We start from the raw sequence: 23,987 nt of genomic DNA on the forward strand, positions 1-23,987 counted from the left end.
AGGTGTTAAAATTTTATTCATTAATCAAATGTGTCAACAATCCGTCACGTAATTTTGGCTCAAACCAAGTGCTTTTCGGAGGCATCACATTACCACTATCTGCAATTGCAAATAATTGATCGATCGTTACAGGATACAAACTAAATGCCACTTTCATTTTATCCGAATCAACCAATCTTTCCAATTCATCCAACCCTCTTATCCCTCCTATGAAATCGATCCTCTTATCCGTACGTGGATCTTGAATCCCCAAAATAGGATCAAGCAGCCCATTTTGCAATATTGACACATCTAAAATCCCAATAGGATCTTCATTTATAATAGTAGATTTTGATTTTAAGGAGTACCACTGTTTTTCCAAATACATTCCAAATATATGAGGCTCTGCAGGTAACACTTGAAAGTCTGAAGTTTCTACATCAAAATTTATTGCTATTTCTTTCAAAAAGTCATTTGAACCTAATCCATTCAAATCTCGAACTACACGATTGTATTCCATAATATGCAATTGATTTGCAGGAAATAATGTAGTTAAAAAATGAGCAGGCTCAACTTTTGATTCCGTATATAATGCGGTCCTTACTTTTGCTGCAGAGGCTGCACGATGGTGACCATCCGCTATATATGTATTTGGGATTTTTTTTGCAAACAACTCTGTTATTGCTTCGATTTCTACATAGGAATCGACAACCCAGACCATATGTTTCACTCCATCCTCTGCAACAAAATCATACAATGGAGCATGATTATTTCGCCAGTTTTGAACTAAACTATCTAACTCAGCCAAATTACGATATGCCAAAAACACATTACCGGTCTGCGCCTCCGTAATTTGAATATGATTGATTCTATCTATTTCTTTTTCTGGACGGGTAAATTCATGTTTTTTGATAATATCATTTTCATAGTCATCCAAAGAACTAACTGCGACAATACCCGTTTGTTCTCGACTATCCATCGTCAAACTATAAATGTAATAAGCAGGTTTATCCTCTTGTAACAAAATATTGTTTTGCAAAAATGATTGCAAATTTTCTTTTGCTTTTTGATATACAATTGGATCGTGAACATCCGTTCCTGCGGGGAGATCTATTTCACTTTTTGTAATATGCAAAAATGAATAAGGACTATGTTCAGAATTGGCTCTCGCTTCATCACTATTAAGCACATCATAAGGGAGACTACCCACTTGGGATGCCAATTCTGGTTGGGGTCTTACTGCTTTAAACGGTCTAATCCTAGTCATATTGGTATTATCGCTAAGGAAATATTATCCTTTTTGTGCTTCAAAATTTTTCATTAATGAAATCAATGCTTCTAAATCTTCCATGGGTAATGCATTGTACATGCTCACTCTCAATCCACCTACACTGCGGTGTCCTTTTACTCCGACCATTCCATTAGCTTTACATTCATCCAAAAATGCATTTTCTAAAGTTTTATCATCAATAGTAAAAGTCGCATTCATTCTACTTCTATCTTCTTTGACTACTAAAGGACGGAATAGATTACTTTCATCCAAATAGTTGTAGAATTTAGTCGAGCGTGCAACTGCTCTTTTCTCCATTTCTTCCAAACCCCCTTCTTTTTTGATCCATTTTAGCGTCAATAGAGATACCAAAATAGAGAAAACTGGAGGAGTATTTAATAGGGATTCTGCCTTAATATGTTCTCTATAGTCCATAATTGGCGGAATCGGACGTTTTATTTTTCCTAATAATTCTTTTTTTACCACAACAATCGTTACGCCAGCACTACCAATATTTTTTTGAGCACCTGCATAAATCATATCATATTTATCAAAATTCATCGGGCGACTAAAAATATTGCTACTCATATCCGCAATCAAAGGCACGCCGTTGCTGATGGGCTCCGTAAACCATTCCGTACCTTCCACCGTATTATTTCCTGTAAAATGCAAATAAGGCGCATCTGCAGGCACGGTGAAATCTTTTTGAATATAACTATTGTTTTTATCTTCTGTATTGCTGACAACATTTACATTTCCAAAATATTTGGCTTCTTGGATTGCTTTTCTGCCCCAGATACCGTTGTTGATATACGCAGCAGTAGCATCATTGTCCAAAAGATTCATTGGCACTTGCATAAATTGCGTCGTACCACCACCTTGCAAATAAATGACTTCATAATCATCGCCCAATCCCATCAATTCCTTGACCAACGAGCGCGCTTCATTAATAGTATCTACAAACCAATTGGTACGATGTCCAATTTCTAAAATAGACAAACCAATACCATTAAAATCATGCACCGCCGCAGCCGCTTGATCCAATACCTCTTGAGGCAATATTGATGGACCAGAATTGAAATTATATTTTTTCATTTATTTGAATACTTTAATAAAGCTGAAAAGTACGATATTTAACCGAATACTTATTTTAATGCGATTTGTGTTCTAAATCTGTAACACCTCCTGATACAGTAAATTTCATCGCTTCCGAGGATTTTACATGATCACCGACAAATTTAATTTTTTCATTAGGAACCATATAAGTTATCCCTGAAAGTGCATAAGAATGGGGCACATAGACAATTACATGATCATCCAAACCAAATACGCTTGCACTATCTTGCGTAATAAAACCTATACGCCAAATATCTGCCCCATCTACATTTACTAAAACAGGTTTATCAAACTTCTTTTTATTACCCGTAAATGCTTGTAAAAAATCTTTGACCGAAGAATAAATTAATTTAATACCTGGTGTTTTTTCTAATAGATGGTCTAAAAAATTGACCATTTTTCCGACTAGATAAGTGGAGGAAATTCGACCTATAATTAGTAATAAGGCTAGCGTAACGACTAACCCTAAACCTGGAATCCTGTATAATCCAAACGCATCCTGTTTGAATATTTGTGGGAAAAAGGTTCCTAAAATATTCGGAATAATATTATCAACGGCAGTAAATATCCACCAAACCACATAGATTGTCACCGCCAGTGGCGCTATAACAATCAATCCTTGTAAAAAATATTGAAATAGGGATCTTATTGAAAATGGACTCCTTTTCTTTGCCACAGATTTATTTACTTTTGAATGAGGTGCGAAGTTCTTTGCTTTTATACAAGCAAAAAAATATATTTTACTTTGGCAACCATTTTTAAGCAATATTGTATTTAGATCATAGACTCAAAAAAACATGCAAATAGTAATAACAGGTGCTTCGAAGGGATTAGGATTAGCAATGGCAGAGCGATTTTTAAGCGACACAAGTGGACATACAGTCATCTTATGTGCTAGAAATAAAGAATTATTGAAAGAGAAAGCAATCAATCTTCAAGCTAGATTTCCAAGAACTTTAGTACATTATTTTGGCGTAGACCTTTCCAAAAGAAAAGATATAGTTAAGTTTTCAGAAAAAGTTAATCATATTGGGACCACGGATATACTTATAAACAACGCAGGATTATTTGTACAAGGTAATACGTTTGACGAACCAGAAGGCCAATTGGAATCTATGCTGACGACAAATCTATTGAGTGCCTATCATCTGACTCGTGCCTTACTACCTGCCATGATTAACAATAAATTTGGACACATATTTAATATTTGTTCCGTGGCATCTTTAAAAGCATATCCCAATGGAGGCTCTTATAGCATCAGTAAATATGCATTAGATGGATTTACGAAAAATCTCAGAGAAGAATTAAAAGACAAGGGCATCAAGGTCACTGGAATTTTCCCAGGAGCGACCTTAACAGATAGCTGGGCAGGAGTAGATATAGACCCAAAAAGAATAATGGAAGCAAAAGATGTTGCGGATATGGTTTATACAGCTAGCTTTCTATCTGCTCAGGCTGTCGTAGAAGATATTATTTTAAGACCACAATTGGGAGATTTGTAAAGCGATTCCTTCAATTTTTATCTTCATTGTCGGCTTCATTTGGGTCGACAATGAAAACCTCTTCACTATCTTTTTTCATATAAAGTTGCTCTCTAGCATATTTTTCCATCGTGCTATTATTTTTATGCAACTCTTCCAATTGTTCTTTTGTAGAATCAATTTGTTTGAGATAAAAATCTTTACTTTTCAGAATTTTATTCAAATCATGTTTGCGTTGCAATTGTACAAAAAGATCATTTCTATCAAAAAATAAAATCAATGCCAAAAAGATACAAGTCGTAATGATGTATTTATTTTTCAGGTATTTTATTATCGTCTTTTTGTCTACCGCCATGATTTGTCCCCTTAATGCAAAGTAAATGGTTAATATTTAAATGCTTTGTATTGTGAATAATTATATTGAATTTTCTATACTTATCAACTTATCCACCAATCACATGCAAACACCTTTCCAAAATAGTAATTTGTGCTAATTGCTCATCATCGTCCCAATGCGCATACCCTAATCTCAATGCATGATAATCTTTCGATTGAAAAAGACAATAATCAGGCAAATAGACATTTTGAGCCGCAAGTGATTTTTTTAATTTGGGTAAATGAATATTCCAAGGAAATGAAATCCAAAAAGCCAAACCGCTTTTCGGAAGAATCGTTTCTATCGGCAAATGAGCTATTTTGGAGAAAAAATGATCACGTCTTAGTTTGTAGATTTTCCGATTTTTAGTCAATATTTTTTCTAATTGTTGCGATTGCAAAAGTTGTGTCATAAATTGTATTTGTCCAAATACGGGAAATAAATTTAAATATTGATACAATTTTTCCAACTCCAGAATTAGATTATTTGGACCCAAAATATATGTGGAAAATAGTTGTGCAGACACCGACTTTTCCAAAGAATTTACCTGAATCACCCAACCAAATTCATCTAAAGCATACAAACTCGGAACCGATTTATTGGAAAAAGAAAGCGCTCCTTCCGAAGAATTTTCCAAAATAATAATTTCATTCTCCTGTGCAAATTGTAAAATCGCAATCCGCTGAATGAGAGACAATTCTGATGTTGTTGGATAATGTGCTTGCGGCTCTAAATAAAGTAATTTAATCTTATTTTTTGCGTGAATATTTTTCAGAGAAGACAAATCAATCCCATCTACTGTTGTCATAGGAACGGTCTTAACTAAAACACCTTTTTGTTGTAATAGCATATTTACTTTGTACGCACCAGGATTGGTCGTTACCACGCAATCGCCTGCTGAAATCAAAACTTCTAACAACATTTCAATGGCTAGTGAAAGACTATTTACCAATAAAATATTCTCCTCTGCTATGTTTAAATTTTGCGAAGAATGGATGTATTTTAAATATTGAAAGGATAGGAATCGATAAGCATTTTGCATCTTTTGAGTAGAGGCATTTTCAAAAAACAAATCATTCTTTTTTGTAGCAAATTTTTCGAAAAATAGTCGTTCATCCAAGATCCCATCATTCCAAAAATAAGAAGCATTAGAGGGCAGCTGCTCTGTTTCTAAAATTCTATTTTTGGAAATAAAATAGGGCGCTTTTTCAATGATAGATTGTGAATTTTCAATACTTCTATTCCCAATTTCAATCCTCACATAAGACACTTTTGCGCCCTTATTGGGCAAAATTTCCACATATTCTTCTTCCGATAAAAATTCGATTGCTGCAATAATAGTTTTGCGGTGAACTTTCAACAATTCTGCTAACGCGCGCGTTCCTGGTAAAAAATCACCTTGAGCAATAGATTGATTCTGTATCAATACCATTATTCTCTGTGCTATTTGCATATAAATTGGAAAATCCTTGTTTTTCCTATCAAGAGCAATGACATCTCGAATCAATTCCAAAACCGGACTACTTTCTTTTTTCAAAACTGGATCATTTTACGTACCGGAAAGTTATACATTTTTGCCCACTCAAATGAAGAAAATGCAATTAAGAAATTTATTATTCCTCTTGTCTACAAGTTTATCTTTTTGCAAATATGCCCAAAGTCAAACGATCAAAGACTCCATCGAAGGTAAGCCCCTAGAAAATGTTGTAATTCAAGAAAACAGATTTAATACCACATTAGAAAAAGAAAATAAAAACATACAAGTTATCACTCGTGATCAATTAGATCAATTACCTATTCGATCTATCAATGAAGCTTTGAGTTATGTGGCCGGTGTCGATTTTAGACAACGTGGTCCTGCGGGCATTCAAGGTGATGTAAGCATCGATGGTGGTACATTTGACGAGACATTAGTACTAATTAACGGAGTTAGAGTGACCGATCCACAGACAGGCCACAACATGATGAACCTTCCGATCACAATGGATGTTGTTGATCATATTGAAATTATAAGAGGTGCAGCGGCTCGTATATATGGAGTGAATGCATTAACAGGAGCTATTAACTTTGTTACAATTACACCAAAGAACAATCATCTCTCTTTGTCTTTAAATACAGGAACCAATTTCAAACAAAGTGTGGAAACAACTCATGATTATAATAGTTGGGGCGGAGCAATAACCGGCAGCTGGGTACATGGGAAAAATTCCAATCTATTTTCTGCTGCACATAATAATGGAAATGGCTACCGTTACAATACTGCGTATAGTAACAATAAAGCATTTTATCAAGGAAAATACTTTACACATGAGAATGATTATGTAGAAACTATGGCAGGTTATTCTTATAATAATTTTGGAGCAAACGGTTTTTATGCACCACCTGGAGATCTCAATTCCGGAGAAACAACTTATAACGTATTAGGAGAAATTGGTTATCATACAAAATTAAGCTCTAATTGGCAATCTTATCCAAGAGTAAGTTATCGTTTTTCACAAGATGATTATCGGTATATCAAAAATCCATTAACCGCTCGGAATCTCCACAAAACACATATTTTCAATGCGGAATGGAACAATACCATTCATACAAATACGGGAGATATTGGTTTCGGTATAGAAGCTAGAAACGAACATATTTTGAGTTCTAATTTAGGCAATCACGATCGTTATAACTATGGACTTTCGGGCGAATATAAATTTGCAGACTTAGGAAAATTAGCATTGACAGCAGGTGGATATTTGAACTATAATACGGCATACGGTTGGCAATTTTTTCCCGGATTAGATGCAGGATATTCGATACTACCATCTTTGAAATTATTTACAAATATTGGTACGGGACAACGTCTCCCGACTTATACCGACTTGTATTACAAAGGCCCTTCCAATATTGGCAATCCAGACTTAACTCCTGAAAAAGCAGATTATGCAGAAGGTGGACTAAAATATTTTCTTAAGAATTTCAATGTTACTGCAAGTTATTTTTATCGTAGAATTAATGATTTTATTGATTGGACAAAAACAGATATTAATTCTGCTTGGCAACCTAATAATTTCCAAAGAATTAATACACAAGGTTTCACTCTTGCGGCCAACTACAAATGGAGTCATCCAAAAAATACAGCCTTTAAAACTATAGAAATCCATGCTTCATATACCAATCTACAACCCAAAATAGACAAACCAGCAGCAGACAACAATGTAATATCCTTATACACGATTAGCAATCTTCGTAACCAAGTTGTAGGAACGATTAGTAGCGAAATTATCCAAGGACTACAATGGAGTGTAAGTACGAGATATTTGGAAAGAATTAGCTACAAAAAGTATTTCCTACTCGACAGTAAAATCCAATATAGTTGGAAAAATAAAATCCAAATATTTGTAGATGCTACGAATATTACCAATGTGACTTATGTTGAGGCAGCGGCAGCACCACTTCCTGGCAGATGGTATAATACAGGAATTCAATTTCAATTATAGAAATCAGAAAACATAGCTTTAAATTTGAAGTAAAATTGAAAACGATGTTTGATTTTACAGATAGTTTAAAAGCGCATTTTCCCTACGTAGAAAAAGAGGAATTGGAGATTATTCAATCCCTCTTTTCGTTTGAAAAATATGCAAAAAACTCCTTCTATCTGAAAGAAAAGAGGCGATGCGAGAAACTTAGTTTTATCCAAACTGGCCTCATCAGAATATTTAAACAAACAGACAACAAAGAAATAACGCAATGGATCTGTACTGAAGGACATCTCGTTTCCGAAATTGGCAGTTTTTTGTTTGACTACGATTCTCGTTGGTCTTTTCAATTTCTCACAGATTCCGAATTATTTACAATTCAAAAAACAGACTATAATAGATTAATCGAAAAAATTCCAAGATGGCATTTCATTGAAAAACAATTATTAGCGCAATGTTTCCTTACTATGGAAAATAGAATATTTAAACAATTGGCACTATCGGCGGAGGAGCGTTATCAAGATTTTTTTCAAGATAATAGTGAATTATTTAATCAAGTTCCATTACAATATCTTGCATCTATGCTTGGCATGACTCCCGAAACATTTAGCCGAATTAGAAAAAAATCTCTACACTAAATTCTTGATTTTTATCAATCCAATCAATGCAAGTTCCTTAGAACTTTGCATATGAAATAAATATGCAAATCATGGCAAAGAAAGAGATATACACAGAAATCAAAATATATGCAACTCCAGAAAAAATTTGGAATATCTTAACCGACTTCTCAAACTATCATAGCTGGAATCCATTTATAGATCAGATTAGCGGCGAAATTTTAGAGGAGAAGAAAATACAAGTAAAAATAAATCCAGTTGGCGGTAACCCAATGCAATTCAAACCGACACTCCAACACATCGAAATAAATCATAAATTGAGTTGGCTCGGAATATTTTTATTCAAAGGTTTGTTTGACGGATTGCATCAATTTGAAATAATAGATAATAACGACAGTTCAATTCAATTTATACAAAAAGAAAACTTTAGTGGTTTATTGGTTTCATTATTCAACCTTGACAAAACTCGGCTAGGTTTTGAGGCAATGAACCAAGCACTCAAACAAAAAGCTGAACTATAAAAAAAGCTACTTTTGAGTAGCTTTTTTTATAGTTTAATTTCCCGTTTTAAGTAATCTTGTTTTCAGATTATTCTCAGCTTCTAACAATTGTGTTTCCACGGCACGGCGTTTTTCACGCCCTTCTTGCTGTATCCTCAAGACTTCATCAATGGTAGAAATAATATTATTATTGGCAGTTGTGATTGTTTCAATATCAACAATACCGCGTTCTGTTTCTTTAGCTACATCGATAGTAGTTTGTTTGAGTATCTCGCTATTTTTACGCAAAAGTTCATTCGTTGCATCCGTAACAGCTTTTTGTGCAGCAAGGGCTTGTTGCGAATGTGCAATTCCTAATGTCAAAACCATTTGATTTTTCCATAGTGGTAAAGTATTGACAATACTTGATTGGATTTTTTCCATCAAAGCAGAACTATTACTTTGTACCAATCTAATTTGCGGAGCGGTTTGCAGAATGACCATTCTAGTTAATTTTAGATCGTGCAATTTTTTATCAAATCTTTCCAATTGCTGTTGCAAATCTTTATATTCTTGGATTTTAGCTTGATCATTGGACGCTTCTGCTTCAGCTTTGATAGCAGGCAGCATTTCATTGTTTGCTTCTAACAATTTTTGATCTCCCGCTTCTATATACAAGGATAAGTCTTTGAAATATTGCTGATTTTGGACAAATAATTTATCCAAAACATTAATATCTTTCATCAAGCCTTGATAGTGCTGCTCCAATTTCAATTCAATCTGATGAATATTTTTTTCAACAGATGCATATTGATCTTTTAGTCTGCGTATTTTTTTCCCAATATTATCAAAAAATGGAAAAATGCTTTTTTTATTCGCTTCTTCATCAAAATTTTTGACATTATTTTTCAAGTCCAACAAAATATCTTGCGCAGATCCGAGATCTTGTGTTTTTACTTGGCGTAAAATCTCATCAGAGAATGCACTCACCTTATTCTGACTACTCAATCCGTATTGAATAATTCCCGTCGTATTACTGAAATCAATCGACTTTTTATAGTCTTCAATTTTCTTTTGTTCTTCTTGTGTAAAAACGGGTTTTTCATTACCATTTTCTTCTGGCGTATTGATAAGTGATAAATCTTGAAAAGCCATAGTTTTTATTTTAAATTATTTTAATAAATTTCTATTTTTTAGTTGTTGGATATATACTTCGCGCTCGGCGGAAACTTCCAAAATCGATGCATCATATAGATTCGTTACCTCATTTTCAATAGCGACAACTGCCTGATCCAATGTTTTTTCAATTTCTAATTTTGAGTTGGCGACTTTGACATTATTCAGATTAGAAGTTTGAATACTTTTATATTGTCCTAGCATATTCAAAACTGTTTGATGACGCACTGTCATTAACTCCGCTTTTTGTTCGTCTTTTTCAATGATAGCTTTGAAGCAGTTGAATATTTTATCAATATTATTTTGAACATTGCGATTTTGAATCGCATTGCGATATTGCAATAATTGGGATACATACTCCTGCGGAGAATTGACTATTTGTGGTTTCCATACAATCAGCGAGCTTGGACGCGTCACCCAGTCCAAGACCAATTCCTCTTTTAATTCCAATCTTTTTAAGTAAGATTTGGTTTGACTTAAAAGCACAATATTTCCAATCAAATAACAAGCTAAATAGGAAATAAATGTCGCCAAACTGGCAAATAAAAGCGTAAGATCAAAATGCTGTGTTTTCCTCAAAAACAAAGCCATAATCCCCACTTCCACTCCTAAGAAAATGAAACCAAGCGCCACCCACGAGCGCACTTTTGCACGATATCCTTGATCAATCATTGCAATAGGGAACAAATGAATAGGCATCGGAACGAATGCAACAATGGACAAAATCGGCCAAATCATCCTTTTCACTTCCCAACCATAACTTTTTTTAGTCATCCAACCCATAATCAAATTTAATTGTATTATGCGAAAGGAGAACAAAATCTTCCATTAATGGCAAATAACTAACACAAATGGTAATTGTATTATTATGTTTAAGAAATTCTTTTAATCAAAATGATTGAAAAATCTTTTTGATTTTTTGGCCTAGTCATTAATAAATTTTACAATATCAGTAACCAACAATTCAGAAATTGGTAAATCTGGATTATTGTATGTCGCTATATTAGCTTGTCGCTCTCTATCAACAATAGTTTTCATTATATGATTCACATTTTTTAAAATAATCAATTGGCTTTTGGAATTGGCAGCATGCAAGTTTTCCGCATCTTTTACGCCAATTTGAATGTCATTATCTCCTTGAAGAATTAATATTGGGATATTCAATTTTTTAATTTCAAATTGAGGATCATATTTAAACCAAGAAATCATATAAGGTTGGACACTTGGGCGAAAAAGGGTATTTAAACTTTCTGGAATATTTGATACTAGCTTTCCATGTTTTAACGAATCAATAATAGGAAAGCTGTTTTTTTGAACAATCAGAGGTTGACTCGATAGTTGGTTTTTTAAAATTTCATCTGCTGATTCTCCTGCGCCCGCCATGGAAATAAACATATTAGCATTTCCAATTTTTGCTGCAATCATTCCGATTAACGAGCCTTCACTATGTCCAAATACTATGACTTTGGAATATTTATTTTTTGAGTTAAGTAGTTTTATCCACTTAACAGCATCATCAATGTAATTATTAAATCTCACATCTTCCTCCTTCGTACCAGATGCGATACTCGCTCCGACCCCACGTTTATCATATCTTACAGAAGCGATATTATGATTAGCTAAAGAGTCAGCTAAATATTTTAATGAATTATTACTCATAAAAGGATTATTACCATTTCGATCGGTAGGTCCTGATCCTGCAATTATTAAAACTATAGGAATTTTATGTGCCATTTTTTCTGGCTCAGTTAATGTACCAAATATATTACCCGTTGTAGTATTTAACTCAATATCAGATTCTTTCATTTGACTATACAAGTTTGAATTAAAGATTAATACGATTAAAAGAAGGAACCATTTTCTAGACATAATTTATAGTTTTATTTGAAGTAAAGTGTAAAATTGTATACTAAAAAAGTAATTGATAAATAATGGGAATTTTAGTTAATATTTCACCTAGAACAATGATCAAAATAAAAGATAACTTTAGTTTCGTTCCTGTAAGATTAAAACAGACTTTGTATGCATTGTATAGTAATATAATATGCAGAATTGTACCAACTATAGAAATCAAAGCAAGCATTAATATTTTGCCGAAGTCAATATTTAACAAATTGGACGGTGTGACATTTGTAGGAATTAGATTTGGGAAAATGAATGCCATCAGAGGTGCAATAACTAAAGGAATTCTTGCAAAAATAGTAGTGCCCAATAAATCAATTGCCCTTGGCCAACGACCGGCACCACAGAATAAAAATCCTAAACAGAAGAATATACACGTTAGTAACCAACCTATAATTTGATCGAGTAAAAATCTCGTAAAAGGAAAATAAATTGGTTTAGAAAAATGTATATCAATCAATCCATCAAATCTGCAGAAACTAAAATAGCTCAAAAGTGTAGTTATTGCAAGAAATAAAATACCAATAATTAAAGTTTTTGCTCCTGCCAGATAGTAAAAAGGTGTTAGAATTTTATTCTGAGTCATTTCTCCAGTTTTTTAATAATATTATCTAAATAGTTTCGCACAGTTGGATAGCTTAACTGCATTTTCTCCGCCATAATTTTAATATTCCCACTATTGATCACAAAATCTAATACAAATTGGCTTTCTTCAGGAGTCAATTGCAATAATGGTGGCAATGGATATTGACCCGTTACGGTGGTTCCACAGGAATTACAATTGAGAGTCTGCACTATGAGTTGATCGCCGCAACTTGGGCATATTTTCGGTATCATATTTTAATAAAGTTAAAAACAAATTTAATTTTATTAAAATATTTTTTAAATAAATTTAATCATTTGTTACTTTCCCTTGATGAAAAGTAACAAATGATTAAGTCGTTCTAAGGCAAACAAAGCGGTTTCAAATTGCTTATTTTTTTAATAGCATTTATCTTTATAACAAAAAAGACTGATTAATAAATTTATTCGGAAGTCGAACCAAACGTCAGCAATACAGCGAAAGTAAAAATATAGCGGAATGGCGTTTTGTGCAATTTAAGCTCTAGAATTTCAGCCAATTACTAGCACAAAACAATGCCTGAAGCGTATATTTTTACGGTGCGTAGCATTCGCCTTATTGCGGACTTGATTTTTTGGTTCTTTTTTATCAAGAAAAAAGAACATATCCAATAAAAATAAGGGAACAGTAAGACTACCATTCCCTCTATCATCAAATCAAAACCAATATAACTATGCAGTCACTTCATCAATCAGATAGAAAATCGATTTAAAATTAATCTCACTGTATTCACTCATACCAATCTCACATGGACGATTGGTAGAATATCCTTCTGTACAAGACGACGGGATTTGTTCTTTCAAATGCCTTTGACCATGTGCATTCAATTCAGGAAAAGTAAAACCTCTATCACCTGCGAAACCACAACAATTAGTTTCTATCAACTTCACTTCCTCTGCGCACATTCCAGACAATTTAACCAAATTATCCACCATCCCAATTTTCTTGGCAGAGCAAACTGGGAATACTGTAGCAATTGCTTGTTTGTGTTTTACTTGGAGTTGAGGCATCACAAATTCCAACATAAATTGAATTGGATCATAGACCTTTAAAATATCCGATTTGAAATGGTGCAAACTTGTATAATAACAGGAGCTCATATCATATACGATCGGCCATTTCCCATTCTCGCTTGCAGTCATTAAATCTGCTTCCAAATTATCAGAAAGTTTATTTCCTTCCTCCACCAAACCCTTACTACTGAAAGGCATGCCGCAACAATGACTATTTATATTTTTTGGATAAATGATCGTAAATCCGGCTTTAGTTAACAGCTTTTCGGTCAATTGCACAAGGTTCAAATCCTTTTTATCATAACCTTTATCCTTTCCCATACCACGATTGATACAAGAGGCGAAATACACCACTTTTCGTTCTTGACCAGCATTGACTATGTCTTGTTTAATTTTTTGTCCACCTTTTGGCGTGTAAGGATTCCATTGGGGAATAGCATCACCCGATAATTTGCGTAAGCCGCCAGCGATTCCTCCCATTATTTTATCTCCAATAATACTTTGTACACCACCAACAATATTCAAAGCGACACGCATTCCTGCTGTTGTTGCTCCCATATGATCGGCAAATTTATCAGCGATCTTTTTCTCTTTATCCGAAGCTAATTGTTTGCGTAAATCTTTTACATACAATCCTGTATCAATTCCAACTGGACATGCCAATCCACACAATCCATCTGTCGCACAAGTCTCATCCACCGTGTATTGCGCATCTTTTTTAAATTGTTCGAGTCGCTGTGGATCTTCACCCGTTTCTTGCAAACGCGTAATTTCTCGACCTACAACAATACGTTGACGAGGAGAAAGCGTCAAACCTTCCGCTACACAACTTGATTCGCAAAAACCACATTCCATACATTTGTCTACAATCTCATTAGAGGCGGGCAATGGTTTTAAATTTTCTAAATGAATTTTTGGATCGTGGTTGATAATCACACCCGGATTGAGCAAATTATTTGGGTCAAATATTTGCTTGATGCGCATCATGATATTATAGGCAGCTTCGCCCCATTCCTGCAAAACAAAAGGAGCCATATTACGACCTGTTCCATGTTCTGCTTTCAACGAACCTTCAAATTTATCCGCAATCAAATCTGCTAATTCGTCCATCATATCCGCATATCTTTTCACTTCGGACGCTTCCGAAAAATCTTGGGAAAATACCATATGCAAATTTCCAGCCATCGCATGTCCGAATAAAGTAGCATCATGATATCCGTATTTTTTGAAAATAGCTTTCATCCCTATACAAGCTGCAGCCAGATTTTCTACCGGAACAGCGACATCCTCAATTATACAAGTCGTGCCCGTTTTACGCAAACCACCAACTGTTGGCAACAAACCTTTTCGCGCTTCCCAATTGAAAGCATATTGCTTAATATCTTTATCCGAACGCACAAATTCAAAAGGATGCGAAGTCGGAATTTCAACAATCGCATCACGTACTTTTTGTTGATTTACAGCAAGATCCGCCTCTTTTTCCGTCTGACATTCCACCAATAAAACACAAGCAGATTCGGGTAATGTTTTGAAATAAGCTGGCGCCATCGGATGCGTTTCCACAGACCGAATACTATCGCGATCCAACAACTCAACTGCTGCGACAAAGGATTCTTTTAAAAGAGGAACGACGCGACAAGCGTCTTCAATCGTATTGAAAATCAACATCGCGCAGGATTTGTACTTAATATCCACCACCGTCTGATACGTGATATCAGAAATAAATGCCAATGTTCCTTCCGACCCAATCATCAAATGCTTGATAATGTCTATTGGATCCTCAAAATCGACTAATGCATTGATGCTATAACCAGTGGTATTTTTGATTTTGTATTTTCGGATAATCCGCTCTTTTAAAACCTCATCCGAATTAATGGTATTTTTTAAATCAATAATTTCTTGAAGTAAATCAGGCCTATTTTTGGCAAATGCCTTTCTTGAATAGGGATCAGAGGTATCTAAAATAGTTCCATCCTGCAATACGATTCGAATATCTGCAATTGTACGGTAGGTATCTTGTCGATTGCCGCAGCACATGCCACTTGCATTATTTGCAGCAATACCGCCAATTAAAGCCGAACCGATAGACGCTGGATCGGGACCAATTTTTCGACCATAAGGTTTTAATATAATATTCGCTTTCGTTCCCACGATCCCAGGTTGAAAACGAACACGCTCTCCTTTTTGATCCAAAACTTGATACTGTTTCCAATTATGCGAACAAACCACCAAAATAGAATCTGTAATTGCTTGTCCCGCCAAACTGGTACCACCAGCCCGAAAAGTAACTGGCAGTTGCAATGCCGCCGCTTCTTGCAATACCGACACGACCTCAGATTCATTATGCGCTTGCACAATTATTTTGGGTAAAAGTCTGTAAAAGCTTGCATCCGTTCCGTACGCCAATATTTTTAATGGATTGGTTACTAATCGATCTTCGGGTACAACACGAGCAATTTTATTTTTAAATTCTTGGTAAGTAGCAGGTAACATATATCATCGCATTTATTCTGATGCAAAATTGGAATATTTCTATTAACAAGAAATGTATTTTTTTTCCTAAAAATGGTACAATTTTCCGAATACAAATTTCATTTTAGCAGAAATGTCTACAAGAGAGAATGCAATTACGTATAATCTTTTAGATTTGCTGAAATTTTAATCTAGGCATGACATCAAATAAAAAGTGGATTCTATTATACATTCCCGCATTCTTATGGGCTGTATTGATATTTCTACTACTGACATTACCTCCACAAACATTTGAGGATGAATCCGTTTCTGTCATTCCTCAATTTGACAAAATCGTTCATGCTGGGTTATTTGGCGCCATGGTTTTCTGGTTGGCACTTCCACTAGCTAAAAGATACAGTTCATCGAGCAAAATTTTGATTTGGTTTACTATTGCTTCTTCTTTGTATGGTTGTGCGATGGAATTTGTACAAAAATATTGCACTTCTGATCGCGATTTTGATGTTTGGGATATGGTAGCGGATACCGTCGGGGCAATTTTATCCTATTTCTGTATGCGTTACATATTTAACCAATATCAAAAGAAAAAAAATATCCAAATCGCTTAACGCTTTCTCTCAATTAATTTCTCTATAAAAATGAAACTTAAATATACGGCTTTTATTATCCTCATCATTTTGGCATTGGATCAATTCATCAAGATTTATGTAAAAACTCATTTTTACATGGGTGAAGATGTGCGCGTTTTGGGTAATTGGTTCCATTTACATTTTATTGAAAATCCAGGCATGGCTTGGGGTATGAAATTTGGTGGGGATTGGGGTAAAATTGCGTTGACTGTTTTTAGATTGATTGCCGTTATTTGGGGTACATTTTACATTAAGAAAATTGTCAAAGCAGAGATGCAACGAGGCTTTATTATCTGTGTATGTTTAATTTATGCAGGTGCCGCTGGGAACTTGATTGATAGTATTTTTTATGGAAAAATATTTAATGTCAGCGATCCTTATATGCAAAACATTGCGACTTTATTTCCCAAAGAAGGCGGTTACGCTGGCTTTTTACATGGTCGCGTGGTAGATATGTTTTATTTCCCTTTGGTCGATACTATTTTACCCAATTGGGTTCCGTTTATGGGCGGGCAAAGATTTACATTTTTTGATCCTGTCTTTAATTTAGCGGATATGTCCATCTCTACGGGAGTGATTAGTTTGCTTGTTTTTCAAAGCAAATTTTTCCCAAAAAAAGTGGAAAATAACGCCGTGTAAATTCATTTCCCTACAAAAAAATTTAAAAATTGTTTTCCAAATTGGCATAAATAATATATGGACAGTTTGTTCAGTTGTTCGAAACCATTATTTTTGCCGTCTTATAAAAATTAAGTAGAACAAATTATGTCTGTTATTCAAAAAATTCAAGAGAAAGGTGCCTGGATAATTTTTGTCCTCATCGCTCTTGCACTAATTGCCTTTATCCTAATGGACTCTTCCTTTAGCAGAGGAAATTTATTTTCCAATACGACTACTATCGGAAAAGTAAATGGAGTAAAAATTGAAAGAGCTGATTTCGAATCCCAACTTGATCTTATCCAACAAATGCAAGGTCAAAATGCTGCTCCACGTGATCAAATGATCGGTCAAGTGTGGAATTATGAAGTACAATTGACTGCATTACAAAAACAATATGACATTTTAGGCTTGGCCTTCACATCTGGCGAATTGGACAATGCTTTGTTTGGTAATAATCCGCCTCAATTTATGCGTCAACAATTTACAGATCCTAAAACAGGAATGTATGACGTAAATATGGCGAGACAACAATTTGCCCAAATCAAAAAGAACTTGAATAATCCACAAGTTCAAATGTTTGAAAAAGCATATATACAACCTTTGATCGACCAAACTTTGGCACAGAAATATCAAACATTGATAACTAACGCTACTTATATTCCAAAATGGTTGGCCGAAAAAGAAACTGCGGACAACAATTCTGTAGCTAGTTTCTCTTATGTAAATGTTCCTTACACAACCGTTCCTGATGATCAAGTAAAAGTTTCTGACGACGAAATCATGGCGTATGTAAAAAAACATGAAAAACAATTCAAACAAAAATTTGAAACTCGTAGTATTTCCTATGTAAGTTTCAATGCTGCAGCTACAAAAAGTGACTCAACAGATATCAAAAATCAATTGATTCAATTGAAACCTAATTTTGCTAGTGCTACAGATGTTAAAGCATTTTTATCTGCTCAAGGAGCAACCGTTCCCTATTATGGTGGCTATATCGGTGGTAAATCTATACAAGATCCATTCAAAGATTCTATTTTCCATGTTGGTGTTGGTAATATCTACGGACCTTATAATGACGGACAAAGTTTTGTTTTAGCGAGATTGGTTGCTGAAACGCCAATTGCAGATACAGTAACCGTTCGTCACATACTCGTTGCAACACAACAACAAGATCCAAATTCTGGTCAGTTGACTCCAGTAAGAGACGATAGTGCCGCCTTGAAAAGATTAGACAGCGCGATTGCTGCCATCAATCAAGGAGCTTCATTTGATTCTATTTGTGCAAAATATTCTGACGATCCAGGATCTAAAGGAAATGGTGGAAAATATGAAGATTTAGTTCCAGGTAAAATGGTCCCAGAGTTCAACGATTTTGCATTTACAGGAAGTGTGGGTGAAAAGAAAACAGTAAAAACAACGTACGGTTATCATTTTGTAGAAATTCTTTCTCGTAAAGGAACTGATATGGGGTATAAAATTGCCTATCTAGGTAAACCAATTGAAGCAAGTGCAACAACCATTGATAAAGCAAGTAATGCAGCTGCCCAATTTGCTGCAGTTAGCCCAGATGCAAAATCATTGATTAGCAATGCTGAAAAATCTAAACTGAATGTTATTCCATTAGCAAATATTCAAGAAAATGATTTCAACGTAGGTCAATTAGGTGAAAATAGAGCATTTGTAAAATGGATTTACGATAATAAAGTTGGAAATATTTCTGCGCCAACACAAGTCGGAGATTTATACATTGTAGCTGCAATTACAGCGATTCACAAGCCAGGTTTGCCTGATGCGGCATCTGCTCGTGCAACAGTTGAGCCTATTGTTAGAAATGAGAAAAAAGCTGCGTTGATCATCAACACTAAATTCAAAGGTAGTTCTCTTGCTGATTATGCAAAATCAGCTGGCGTTCAAGTATTGAATGCGGATAGCATTTCATTCTCAGGTAGCTTTATACCAGGTATAGGAAGTGAACCAAAAATTGTTGGTGCTGCATTCAATAAATCTATGTTGAACAAAACAACTATTCCATTAGCTGGAAATAGCGGCGTATTTGCTATTCAAGGTAAAAATATCAGTGCAGTTGCTACTGGTGGCTCCCCTGATCAAATCCGTCAGTCATTGAAACAATCTTTACTACAACAAAGTGGTAATAGTGCATTGAATGCATTGATTGAATCTGCAGACATCAAAGATTACAGATCCAATTTTTATTAGTAGAAGAAGATAATCATACTTCAAAAGCGTTAACGAGATTTCGTTAACGCTTTTTTTATGTTTGGAAATACTAACTTTGATATCCAAAATCAGCATGGATATGGCAGAAGAAATAATTAATAAGATTGCGTTGAGTGGCATTCAGACATTGGATTTGGCTAAATATTATCCTGAAACGTCCAATCTCATTACGTTGGATCTCAAAGGATATTTATTTATGGAGATGATTTTAAAAGAAAAAGATTTCAGAAAGCAATTATCCGAAAAAGATTGGAGCGAGTATGATGGGAAGATTGTTTGTATCATTTGTTCCGTTGATGCGTTGATTCCTCATTGGGCATACATGTTATTGGCGTCCTATTTAAAAGCCAATGCAAAAGAAGTTTTTATCGGTACGCAAGAACAATGGATAGAAAAAACAATTCTTTCAAATATTGAAAATCAATTAGAAATAAATGATTTGGAAGAAGTGCGTGTCGTAATCAAAGGTTGTGGAGATAAAAATATACCCGCTTCGGCTTATTATAAAATCACAGAATTACTTTTACCTGTAGCAAAAAGCATCATGTACGGAGAACCTTGCAGCACCGTTCCCGTATTTAAACGTAAATAGCAAATTAATATCGTTTATTTACATCTACATTGATTAAATTTGCGCACTTATATCATGGAAGAAATATTAGAACAAATTGCCACGCTTAAAAATGAAATAAGCGCCGCAACTGCAACAAATAAAGACGAAATAGAAGCCTTCAGAATTAAATATTTGGGTACTAAAGGAATCGTAAAAGCTTTGATGGGCGAAATGAAAAACGTCCCTAATGAGCAGAAACGTGCTTTTGGTCAGACAATGAATGAATTCAAATTGTTGGTAGAAGATAAATATAATTCACTTAAAGAAAGTGAAGAAGATTTAGAAAATGCTGCGGGAGATGAAGATTTGTTTTTACCTGGACAACAAATTCCAGTAGGAACAAGACACCCGATCAGTTTAGTTAGAAATCGTATCATCTCTATTTTTCGCAAATTAGGATTTGCTGTTGCTGAAGGTCCCGAAATTGAAGATGATTGGCACAATTTCACGGCGATGAATCTTCCAGAAGATCATCCAGCACGTGATATGCAGGATACTTTTTACATTCATCAAAATCCGTCTTGGCTTTTGCGTACGCACACAAGTAGCACGCAAGCGCGTACGATGGAAAAACAAAAACCACCTATTCGCATTATTTGCCCAGGTCGTGTTTACCGCAATGAAACAATTAGCGCGCGTGCACACTGTTTTTTCCATCAAGTAGAAGGTCTATATGTAGCAGAAAATGTGAGTTTCGCGGATTTGAAACAAACTTTATATTTCTTCGTAAAAGAAATGTTCGGACCAGATGTGAAAATTCGTTTCCGTCCATCTTATTTTCCATTTACTGAACCAAGTGCGGAAATGGATATTAGCTGTTTAATCTGTGGTGGCGAAGGTTGTAATGTATGCAAACATACAGGTTGGGTGGAAATTTTAGGTAGCGGAATGGTACATCCTAATGTTTTGGAAAACTTTGGTATCGATAGCAAAAAATATACAGGATTTGCCTTTGGAATGGGTATGGAACGTATATGCCAATTGAAATATCGAGTAAATGACTTACGCTTATATTCGCAAAATGATTTGCGTTTTCTAAAAGAATTTTCTGGAGCGCTTTAATATTAAAATGGTTGTCAATATTAGACAACCATTTTTTTTGCGTTATATTTATTGAAATTTAAGGTAACGATGGACAGTTTGCTCTTTTTAGAATATTTATACGTTCCGATTATTATTGGATTTTGTATACATATTGTCCTCAATACCAAAAACACTAGTAAGACACTCGCTTATCTTCTATTAGTAATTTTCCTACCACTCTTAGGTATTATTATATATCTACTTCTCGGCATCAATCAACGTAAAAATAAATTATACAGTCGAAAATTATTGGCAGATCAAGACATTGACAAAAGTATCACCGATTATTTTCATTCATTAAATACCGCAGCTTTTCTTTCCCAAAATGAATCCTTATTACGACAAGAAAAAACAGCAAGATTTGTAGCAAAAGATTCGTTCAGTCCTGTGCTACTACACAACGATGTCAAAATTTTGAATAATGGCGAACTTACCTTTCCTGAAATATTTCATAGTATTGAAAAAGCGAAATCACATATTCATATAGAATTTTATATTATTGAAAATGACCAAACTGGCAAACAACTAAAAGAATTACTAATAAAGAAAGCACAACAAGGTATCCAAGTAAGAATTATTTATGATGATTTTGGAAGCATGGGCATACGTAATGAATATGCGGAGGAATTACGCAAATATGGTGTTGAGATTTACCCATTTATGAAATTAAAATTTGTTCAATTTGCAAATAGAGTAAACTATAGAAATCACCGCAAAATTGTTATTGTTGATGGAATCACTTCTTTCGTTGGAGGATTGAATATTTCAGATAGATACCGCAATGACTTAAACAGTAAACAACATAGTTATTGGAGGGACACACATATTCGTATTGATGGACTAGCAACTTATTCATTACAAAATATATTTTTATGTGATTGGAATTTTGCCGCAAACCAATACCTCACGCCTAATGAAGACTTTTTCCCGCAAATAAAAGAGAAGTCAAAATTTAACAAGACAATTCAAATCGTCTCCAGTGGGCCAGATAGTGAAAACCCAACAATTATGTTTGCTTTAATGCAAGCGATAGCTAGTGCACAAGAGGAGGTATTAATCACAACTCCCTATTTCATACCCTCATCTTCAGTTCTCAATATCTTAAAGATTTCAGCAATTAGTGGTGTCAAAATAAAAATTTTAGTTCCATTTCATTCTGATTCTAAAATTGTAGGTGCTGCAACTTCTGCATATTTTGATGATTTACTAGATGTAGGTATTGAGATTTATCAATATAAAAAAGGATTTATACATAGTAAAACAATGGTTTGTGACCGGGAAATTGCAATCATAGGAACTGCCAATATGGACATTAGAAGTTTTGATTTAAATTTTGAAGTCAATGCCCATATATATAATCCAACGATTGCTCAAGAATTAGCAGCTAATTTTTATGATGATATCAATAATGCCGATAAAATAAATCCTGCCATTTGGAAAGAAAGATCTGTATCTGAAAAACTAATCTCCAATATTGCAAAACTTTCCTCCTCTTTATTATAAATAAAAAGAACCGCTCTGAAAAGAGCAGTTCTACTACAAATCGGTTTAAAAATATCTTAGACAAGACGCTTCGTTCCGTTTGCTAACCTATGAAAAACACCTAATTTTTAATAACCACTAGGTAAATTTAAAACCAAGTAGATTATTATTTATTTTTAAATTACTTATTTCAATTAGAGAGAAACAAAATTAATAAATTAGATTAAACTAAAAAATATTTAAATATAAATATTTGCATATTTTTTATTTAGGTTACCCAAAATTACTAAGCATAAAAATAGTACAATAAGAATCAAAGTTATTGACATTATAATACATATAAAATTACTGCTATATGTTTCCTAAAAAAATATAAAAAAGCCATTAAAAAAGTGTTGGTCAATTATCTCCAGTAAATTTCAGTATAAAAGTATTAAAAATTTAGCTCATCCAAAAATATGGTTTTATAAAAAAATATCGACTCCCATAATAAAAGTTAAAACTATCAACGGAATTCGATAATTTTGATTGTAGAATAGATAGGGAACGTACATTTGTGGCTTATTAATTTATTTATATGAAATTATTCGTTGCTGGACTACCTCGTGATTTTGACGATGTAGATTTTAAAGAAATGTTTGAGTTATACGGCACTGTTGCATCTGCAAAAGTGATTATGGATAGAGCAACTCAAAAGAGTAAAGGATTTGGTTTTTTGGAAATGCCTGTAGACACAGAAGCGAATAGTGTTATTACTACATTGAATGGTGTAAAGATGGCGGGCAAACCATTGGTTATCAAAGAAGCAACCGAACAAGCAAGCGCTCCACAAGGCCCAAGACAAGGTGGATTCAGACCACAAGGTCCAAGACAAGGTGGCGGTGGTAATTACAATAGACCTAATGGTAGATCTCAAAATCGTTATTAATCTACATGGAGCCTAAAAATATCTTCTTGCTCATCGGAGCAATATTTGGTGGTTTCGCTGTTATACTTGGTGCATTTGGCGCGCACTATTTCAAAAAACTAATTTCGAAAGAGCGATTAGAAAGTTTTGAAACTGATGTAAAATACCAAATGTATCATGCAATCGTCTTATTAATTGTAGGAGTTGCACTCCCACTCAATACTTCCAGTCAGATATGGGCTTGCCGATGTTTTGTGATCGGCACAATTCTGTTTTCTGGAAGTATTTATTTTTTAAGTTTTGCCGATTATTGGAAGAAAAATCTTAAGTTTTTGGGACCTATAACTCCTTTAGGTGGTTTATTTCTCATAATTGGCTGGGGTAGTCTAGTAGCCTATTTTCTCTAAT

23 protein-coding genes are annotated in these 23,987 nt (G+C 34.3%); 12 read left to right on the forward strand and 11 right to left on the reverse strand.

Translation table 11 applies throughout. The features are described 5' to 3' along the window. Window positions 1-13: 13 nt before the first annotated feature. The 3 genes from E0W69_RS15115 to E0W69_RS15125 are packed head-to-tail and all read right to left on the reverse strand — an operon-like array spanning window position 14 to window position 3,041. Window positions 14-1,246, reverse strand: coding sequence for a DUF1015 domain-containing protein (locus E0W69_RS15115; protein ID WP_131330887.1), 1,233 nt, complete (start codon window positions 1,244-1,246; stop codon window positions 14-16). Between the two features lie 24 nt (window positions 1,247-1,270). Then, a complete protein-coding gene (serC, locus tag E0W69_RS15120; RefSeq protein ID WP_131330888.1) occupies window positions 1,271-2,344 on the reverse strand; it encodes a 3-phosphoserine/phosphohydroxythreonine transaminase in 1,074 nt (357 codons plus the stop codon). 55 nt (window positions 2,345-2,399) lie between these two features. Further along, complete coding sequence (locus E0W69_RS15125; RefSeq protein ID WP_131330889.1) at window positions 2,400-3,041, reverse strand: DUF502 domain-containing protein; 642 nt, start codon at window positions 3,039-3,041, stop codon at window positions 2,400-2,402. A gap of 121 nt (window positions 3,042-3,162) precedes the next feature. Here E0W69_RS15125 and E0W69_RS15130 point away from each other — a divergent pair, with 121 nt between their 5' ends. Next, on the forward strand, window positions 3,163-3,867 hold the full coding sequence (locus E0W69_RS15130) for an SDR family oxidoreductase (protein WP_131330890.1): 705 nt from the start codon (window positions 3,163-3,165) through the stop codon (window positions 3,865-3,867). A gap of 10 nt (window positions 3,868-3,877) precedes the next feature. Here E0W69_RS15130 and E0W69_RS15135 read toward each other — a convergent pair whose 3' ends face one another. Both E0W69_RS15135 and E0W69_RS15140 read right to left on the reverse strand, forming a co-directional pair. Then, a complete protein-coding gene (locus E0W69_RS15135) occupies window positions 3,878-4,201 on the reverse strand; it encodes an FtsB family cell division protein (RefSeq protein ID WP_131330891.1) in 324 nt (107 codons plus the stop codon). 88 nt (window positions 4,202-4,289) lie between these two features. After that, complete coding sequence (locus E0W69_RS15140) at window positions 4,290-5,759, reverse strand: aminotransferase-like domain-containing protein (protein WP_131330892.1); 1,470 nt, start codon at window positions 5,757-5,759, stop codon at window positions 4,290-4,292. 58 nt (window positions 5,760-5,817) lie between these two features. Between E0W69_RS15140 and E0W69_RS15145 the strand changes: the two genes are divergently transcribed. From E0W69_RS15145 to E0W69_RS15155, 3 genes are all read left to right on the forward strand, one after another. Further along, window positions 5,818-7,707: a TonB-dependent receptor plug domain-containing protein gene (locus tag E0W69_RS15145; RefSeq protein ID WP_191967875.1), complete on the forward strand. Its 1,890-nt coding sequence runs from the start codon at window positions 5,818-5,820 to the stop codon at window positions 7,705-7,707. 44 nt (window positions 7,708-7,751) lie between these two features. Further along, entirely contained in the window at window positions 7,752-8,324 is a 573-nt protein-coding gene (locus E0W69_RS15150; protein ID WP_131330894.1) for a Crp/Fnr family transcriptional regulator, read from the forward strand. Between the two features lie 71 nt (window positions 8,325-8,395). Next, window positions 8,396-8,824, forward strand: coding sequence for an SRPBCC domain-containing protein (locus E0W69_RS15155; protein WP_225321281.1), 429 nt, complete (start codon window positions 8,396-8,398; stop codon window positions 8,822-8,824). A 33-nt stretch (window positions 8,825-8,857) separates the two neighbouring features. Here the strand turns inward: E0W69_RS15155 and E0W69_RS15160 are convergent, their stop codons facing one another. The 6 genes from E0W69_RS15160 to E0W69_RS15185 form a co-directional block, all read right to left on the reverse strand. After that, entirely contained in the window at window positions 8,858-9,937 is a 1,080-nt protein-coding gene (locus tag E0W69_RS15160) for a toxic anion resistance protein (protein ID WP_131330896.1), read from the reverse strand. A gap of 15 nt (window positions 9,938-9,952) precedes the next feature. Beyond that, complete coding sequence (locus tag E0W69_RS15165) at window positions 9,953-10,732, reverse strand: hypothetical protein (protein ID WP_131330897.1); 780 nt, start codon at window positions 10,730-10,732, stop codon at window positions 9,953-9,955. A gap of 150 nt (window positions 10,733-10,882) precedes the next feature. Further along, window positions 10,883-11,827 (reverse strand): alpha/beta hydrolase, encoded by a 945-nt coding sequence (locus tag E0W69_RS15170; protein WP_131330898.1) that lies wholly within the window; start codon window positions 11,825-11,827, stop codon window positions 10,883-10,885. A 40-nt stretch (window positions 11,828-11,867) separates the two neighbouring features. After that, window positions 11,868-12,446, reverse strand: a complete 579-nt coding sequence (locus E0W69_RS15175) for a hypothetical protein (RefSeq protein WP_131330899.1) — start codon at window positions 12,444-12,446, stop codon at window positions 11,868-11,870. Beyond that, complete coding sequence (locus E0W69_RS15180; protein WP_131330900.1) at window positions 12,443-12,697, reverse strand: DUF2089 family protein; 255 nt, start codon at window positions 12,695-12,697, stop codon at window positions 12,443-12,445. The genes E0W69_RS15175 and E0W69_RS15180 overlap by 4 nt, the downstream gene beginning before the upstream one ends. A gap of 456 nt (window positions 12,698-13,153) precedes the next feature. After that, a complete protein-coding gene (locus E0W69_RS15185; protein ID WP_131330901.1) occupies window positions 13,154-15,988 on the reverse strand; it encodes an FAD-binding and (Fe-S)-binding domain-containing protein in 2,835 nt (944 codons plus the stop codon). Between the two features lie 176 nt (window positions 15,989-16,164). Between E0W69_RS15185 and E0W69_RS15190 the strand changes: the two genes are divergently transcribed. The 8 genes from E0W69_RS15190 to E0W69_RS15225 all read left to right on the forward strand — a co-directional run bounded on the left by E0W69_RS15190 (window position 16,165) and on the right by E0W69_RS15225 (window position 23,986). After that, complete coding sequence (locus E0W69_RS15190; RefSeq protein ID WP_131330902.1) at window positions 16,165-16,575, forward strand: VanZ family protein; 411 nt, start codon at window positions 16,165-16,167, stop codon at window positions 16,573-16,575. A gap of 30 nt (window positions 16,576-16,605) precedes the next feature. Continuing rightward, window positions 16,606-17,235, forward strand: a complete 630-nt coding sequence (locus tag E0W69_RS15195; protein WP_131330903.1) for a lipoprotein signal peptidase — start codon at window positions 16,606-16,608, stop codon at window positions 17,233-17,235. A gap of 126 nt (window positions 17,236-17,361) precedes the next feature. Further along, the gene (locus E0W69_RS15200; RefSeq protein ID WP_131330904.1) at window positions 17,362-19,473 is read left to right on the forward strand and encodes a peptidylprolyl isomerase; all 2,112 of its coding nucleotides are present in this window, start codon (window positions 17,362-17,364) and stop codon (window positions 19,471-19,473) included. A gap of 100 nt (window positions 19,474-19,573) precedes the next feature. Next, the gene (locus E0W69_RS15205; protein WP_191967876.1) at window positions 19,574-20,086 is read left to right on the forward strand and encodes a DUF2480 family protein; all 513 of its coding nucleotides are present in this window, start codon (window positions 19,574-19,576) and stop codon (window positions 20,084-20,086) included. Window positions 20,087-20,140: 54 nt separating this feature from the next. Beyond that, the gene (gene pheS, locus E0W69_RS15210) at window positions 20,141-21,169 is read left to right on the forward strand and encodes a phenylalanine--tRNA ligase subunit alpha (RefSeq protein ID WP_131330905.1); all 1,029 of its coding nucleotides are present in this window, start codon (window positions 20,141-20,143) and stop codon (window positions 21,167-21,169) included. Window positions 21,170-21,238: 69 nt separating this feature from the next. After that, the gene (cls, locus tag E0W69_RS15215; RefSeq protein WP_131330906.1) at window positions 21,239-22,693 is read left to right on the forward strand and encodes a cardiolipin synthase; all 1,455 of its coding nucleotides are present in this window, start codon (window positions 21,239-21,241) and stop codon (window positions 22,691-22,693) included. 556 nt (window positions 22,694-23,249) lie between these two features. Then, window positions 23,250-23,600, forward strand: coding sequence for an RNA recognition motif domain-containing protein (locus tag E0W69_RS15220; RefSeq protein ID WP_131330907.1), 351 nt, complete (start codon window positions 23,250-23,252; stop codon window positions 23,598-23,600). Between the two features lie 5 nt (window positions 23,601-23,605). Beyond that, on the forward strand, window positions 23,606-23,986 hold the full coding sequence (locus E0W69_RS15225; protein WP_131330908.1) for a DUF423 domain-containing protein: 381 nt from the start codon (window positions 23,606-23,608) through the stop codon (window positions 23,984-23,986). Window position 23,987: the final 1 nt, after the last annotated feature.

Source organism: Rhizosphaericola mali, assembly GCF_004337365.2.
Lineage (GTDB): Bacteria > Bacteroidota > Bacteroidia > Chitinophagales > Chitinophagaceae > Rhizosphaericola > Rhizosphaericola mali.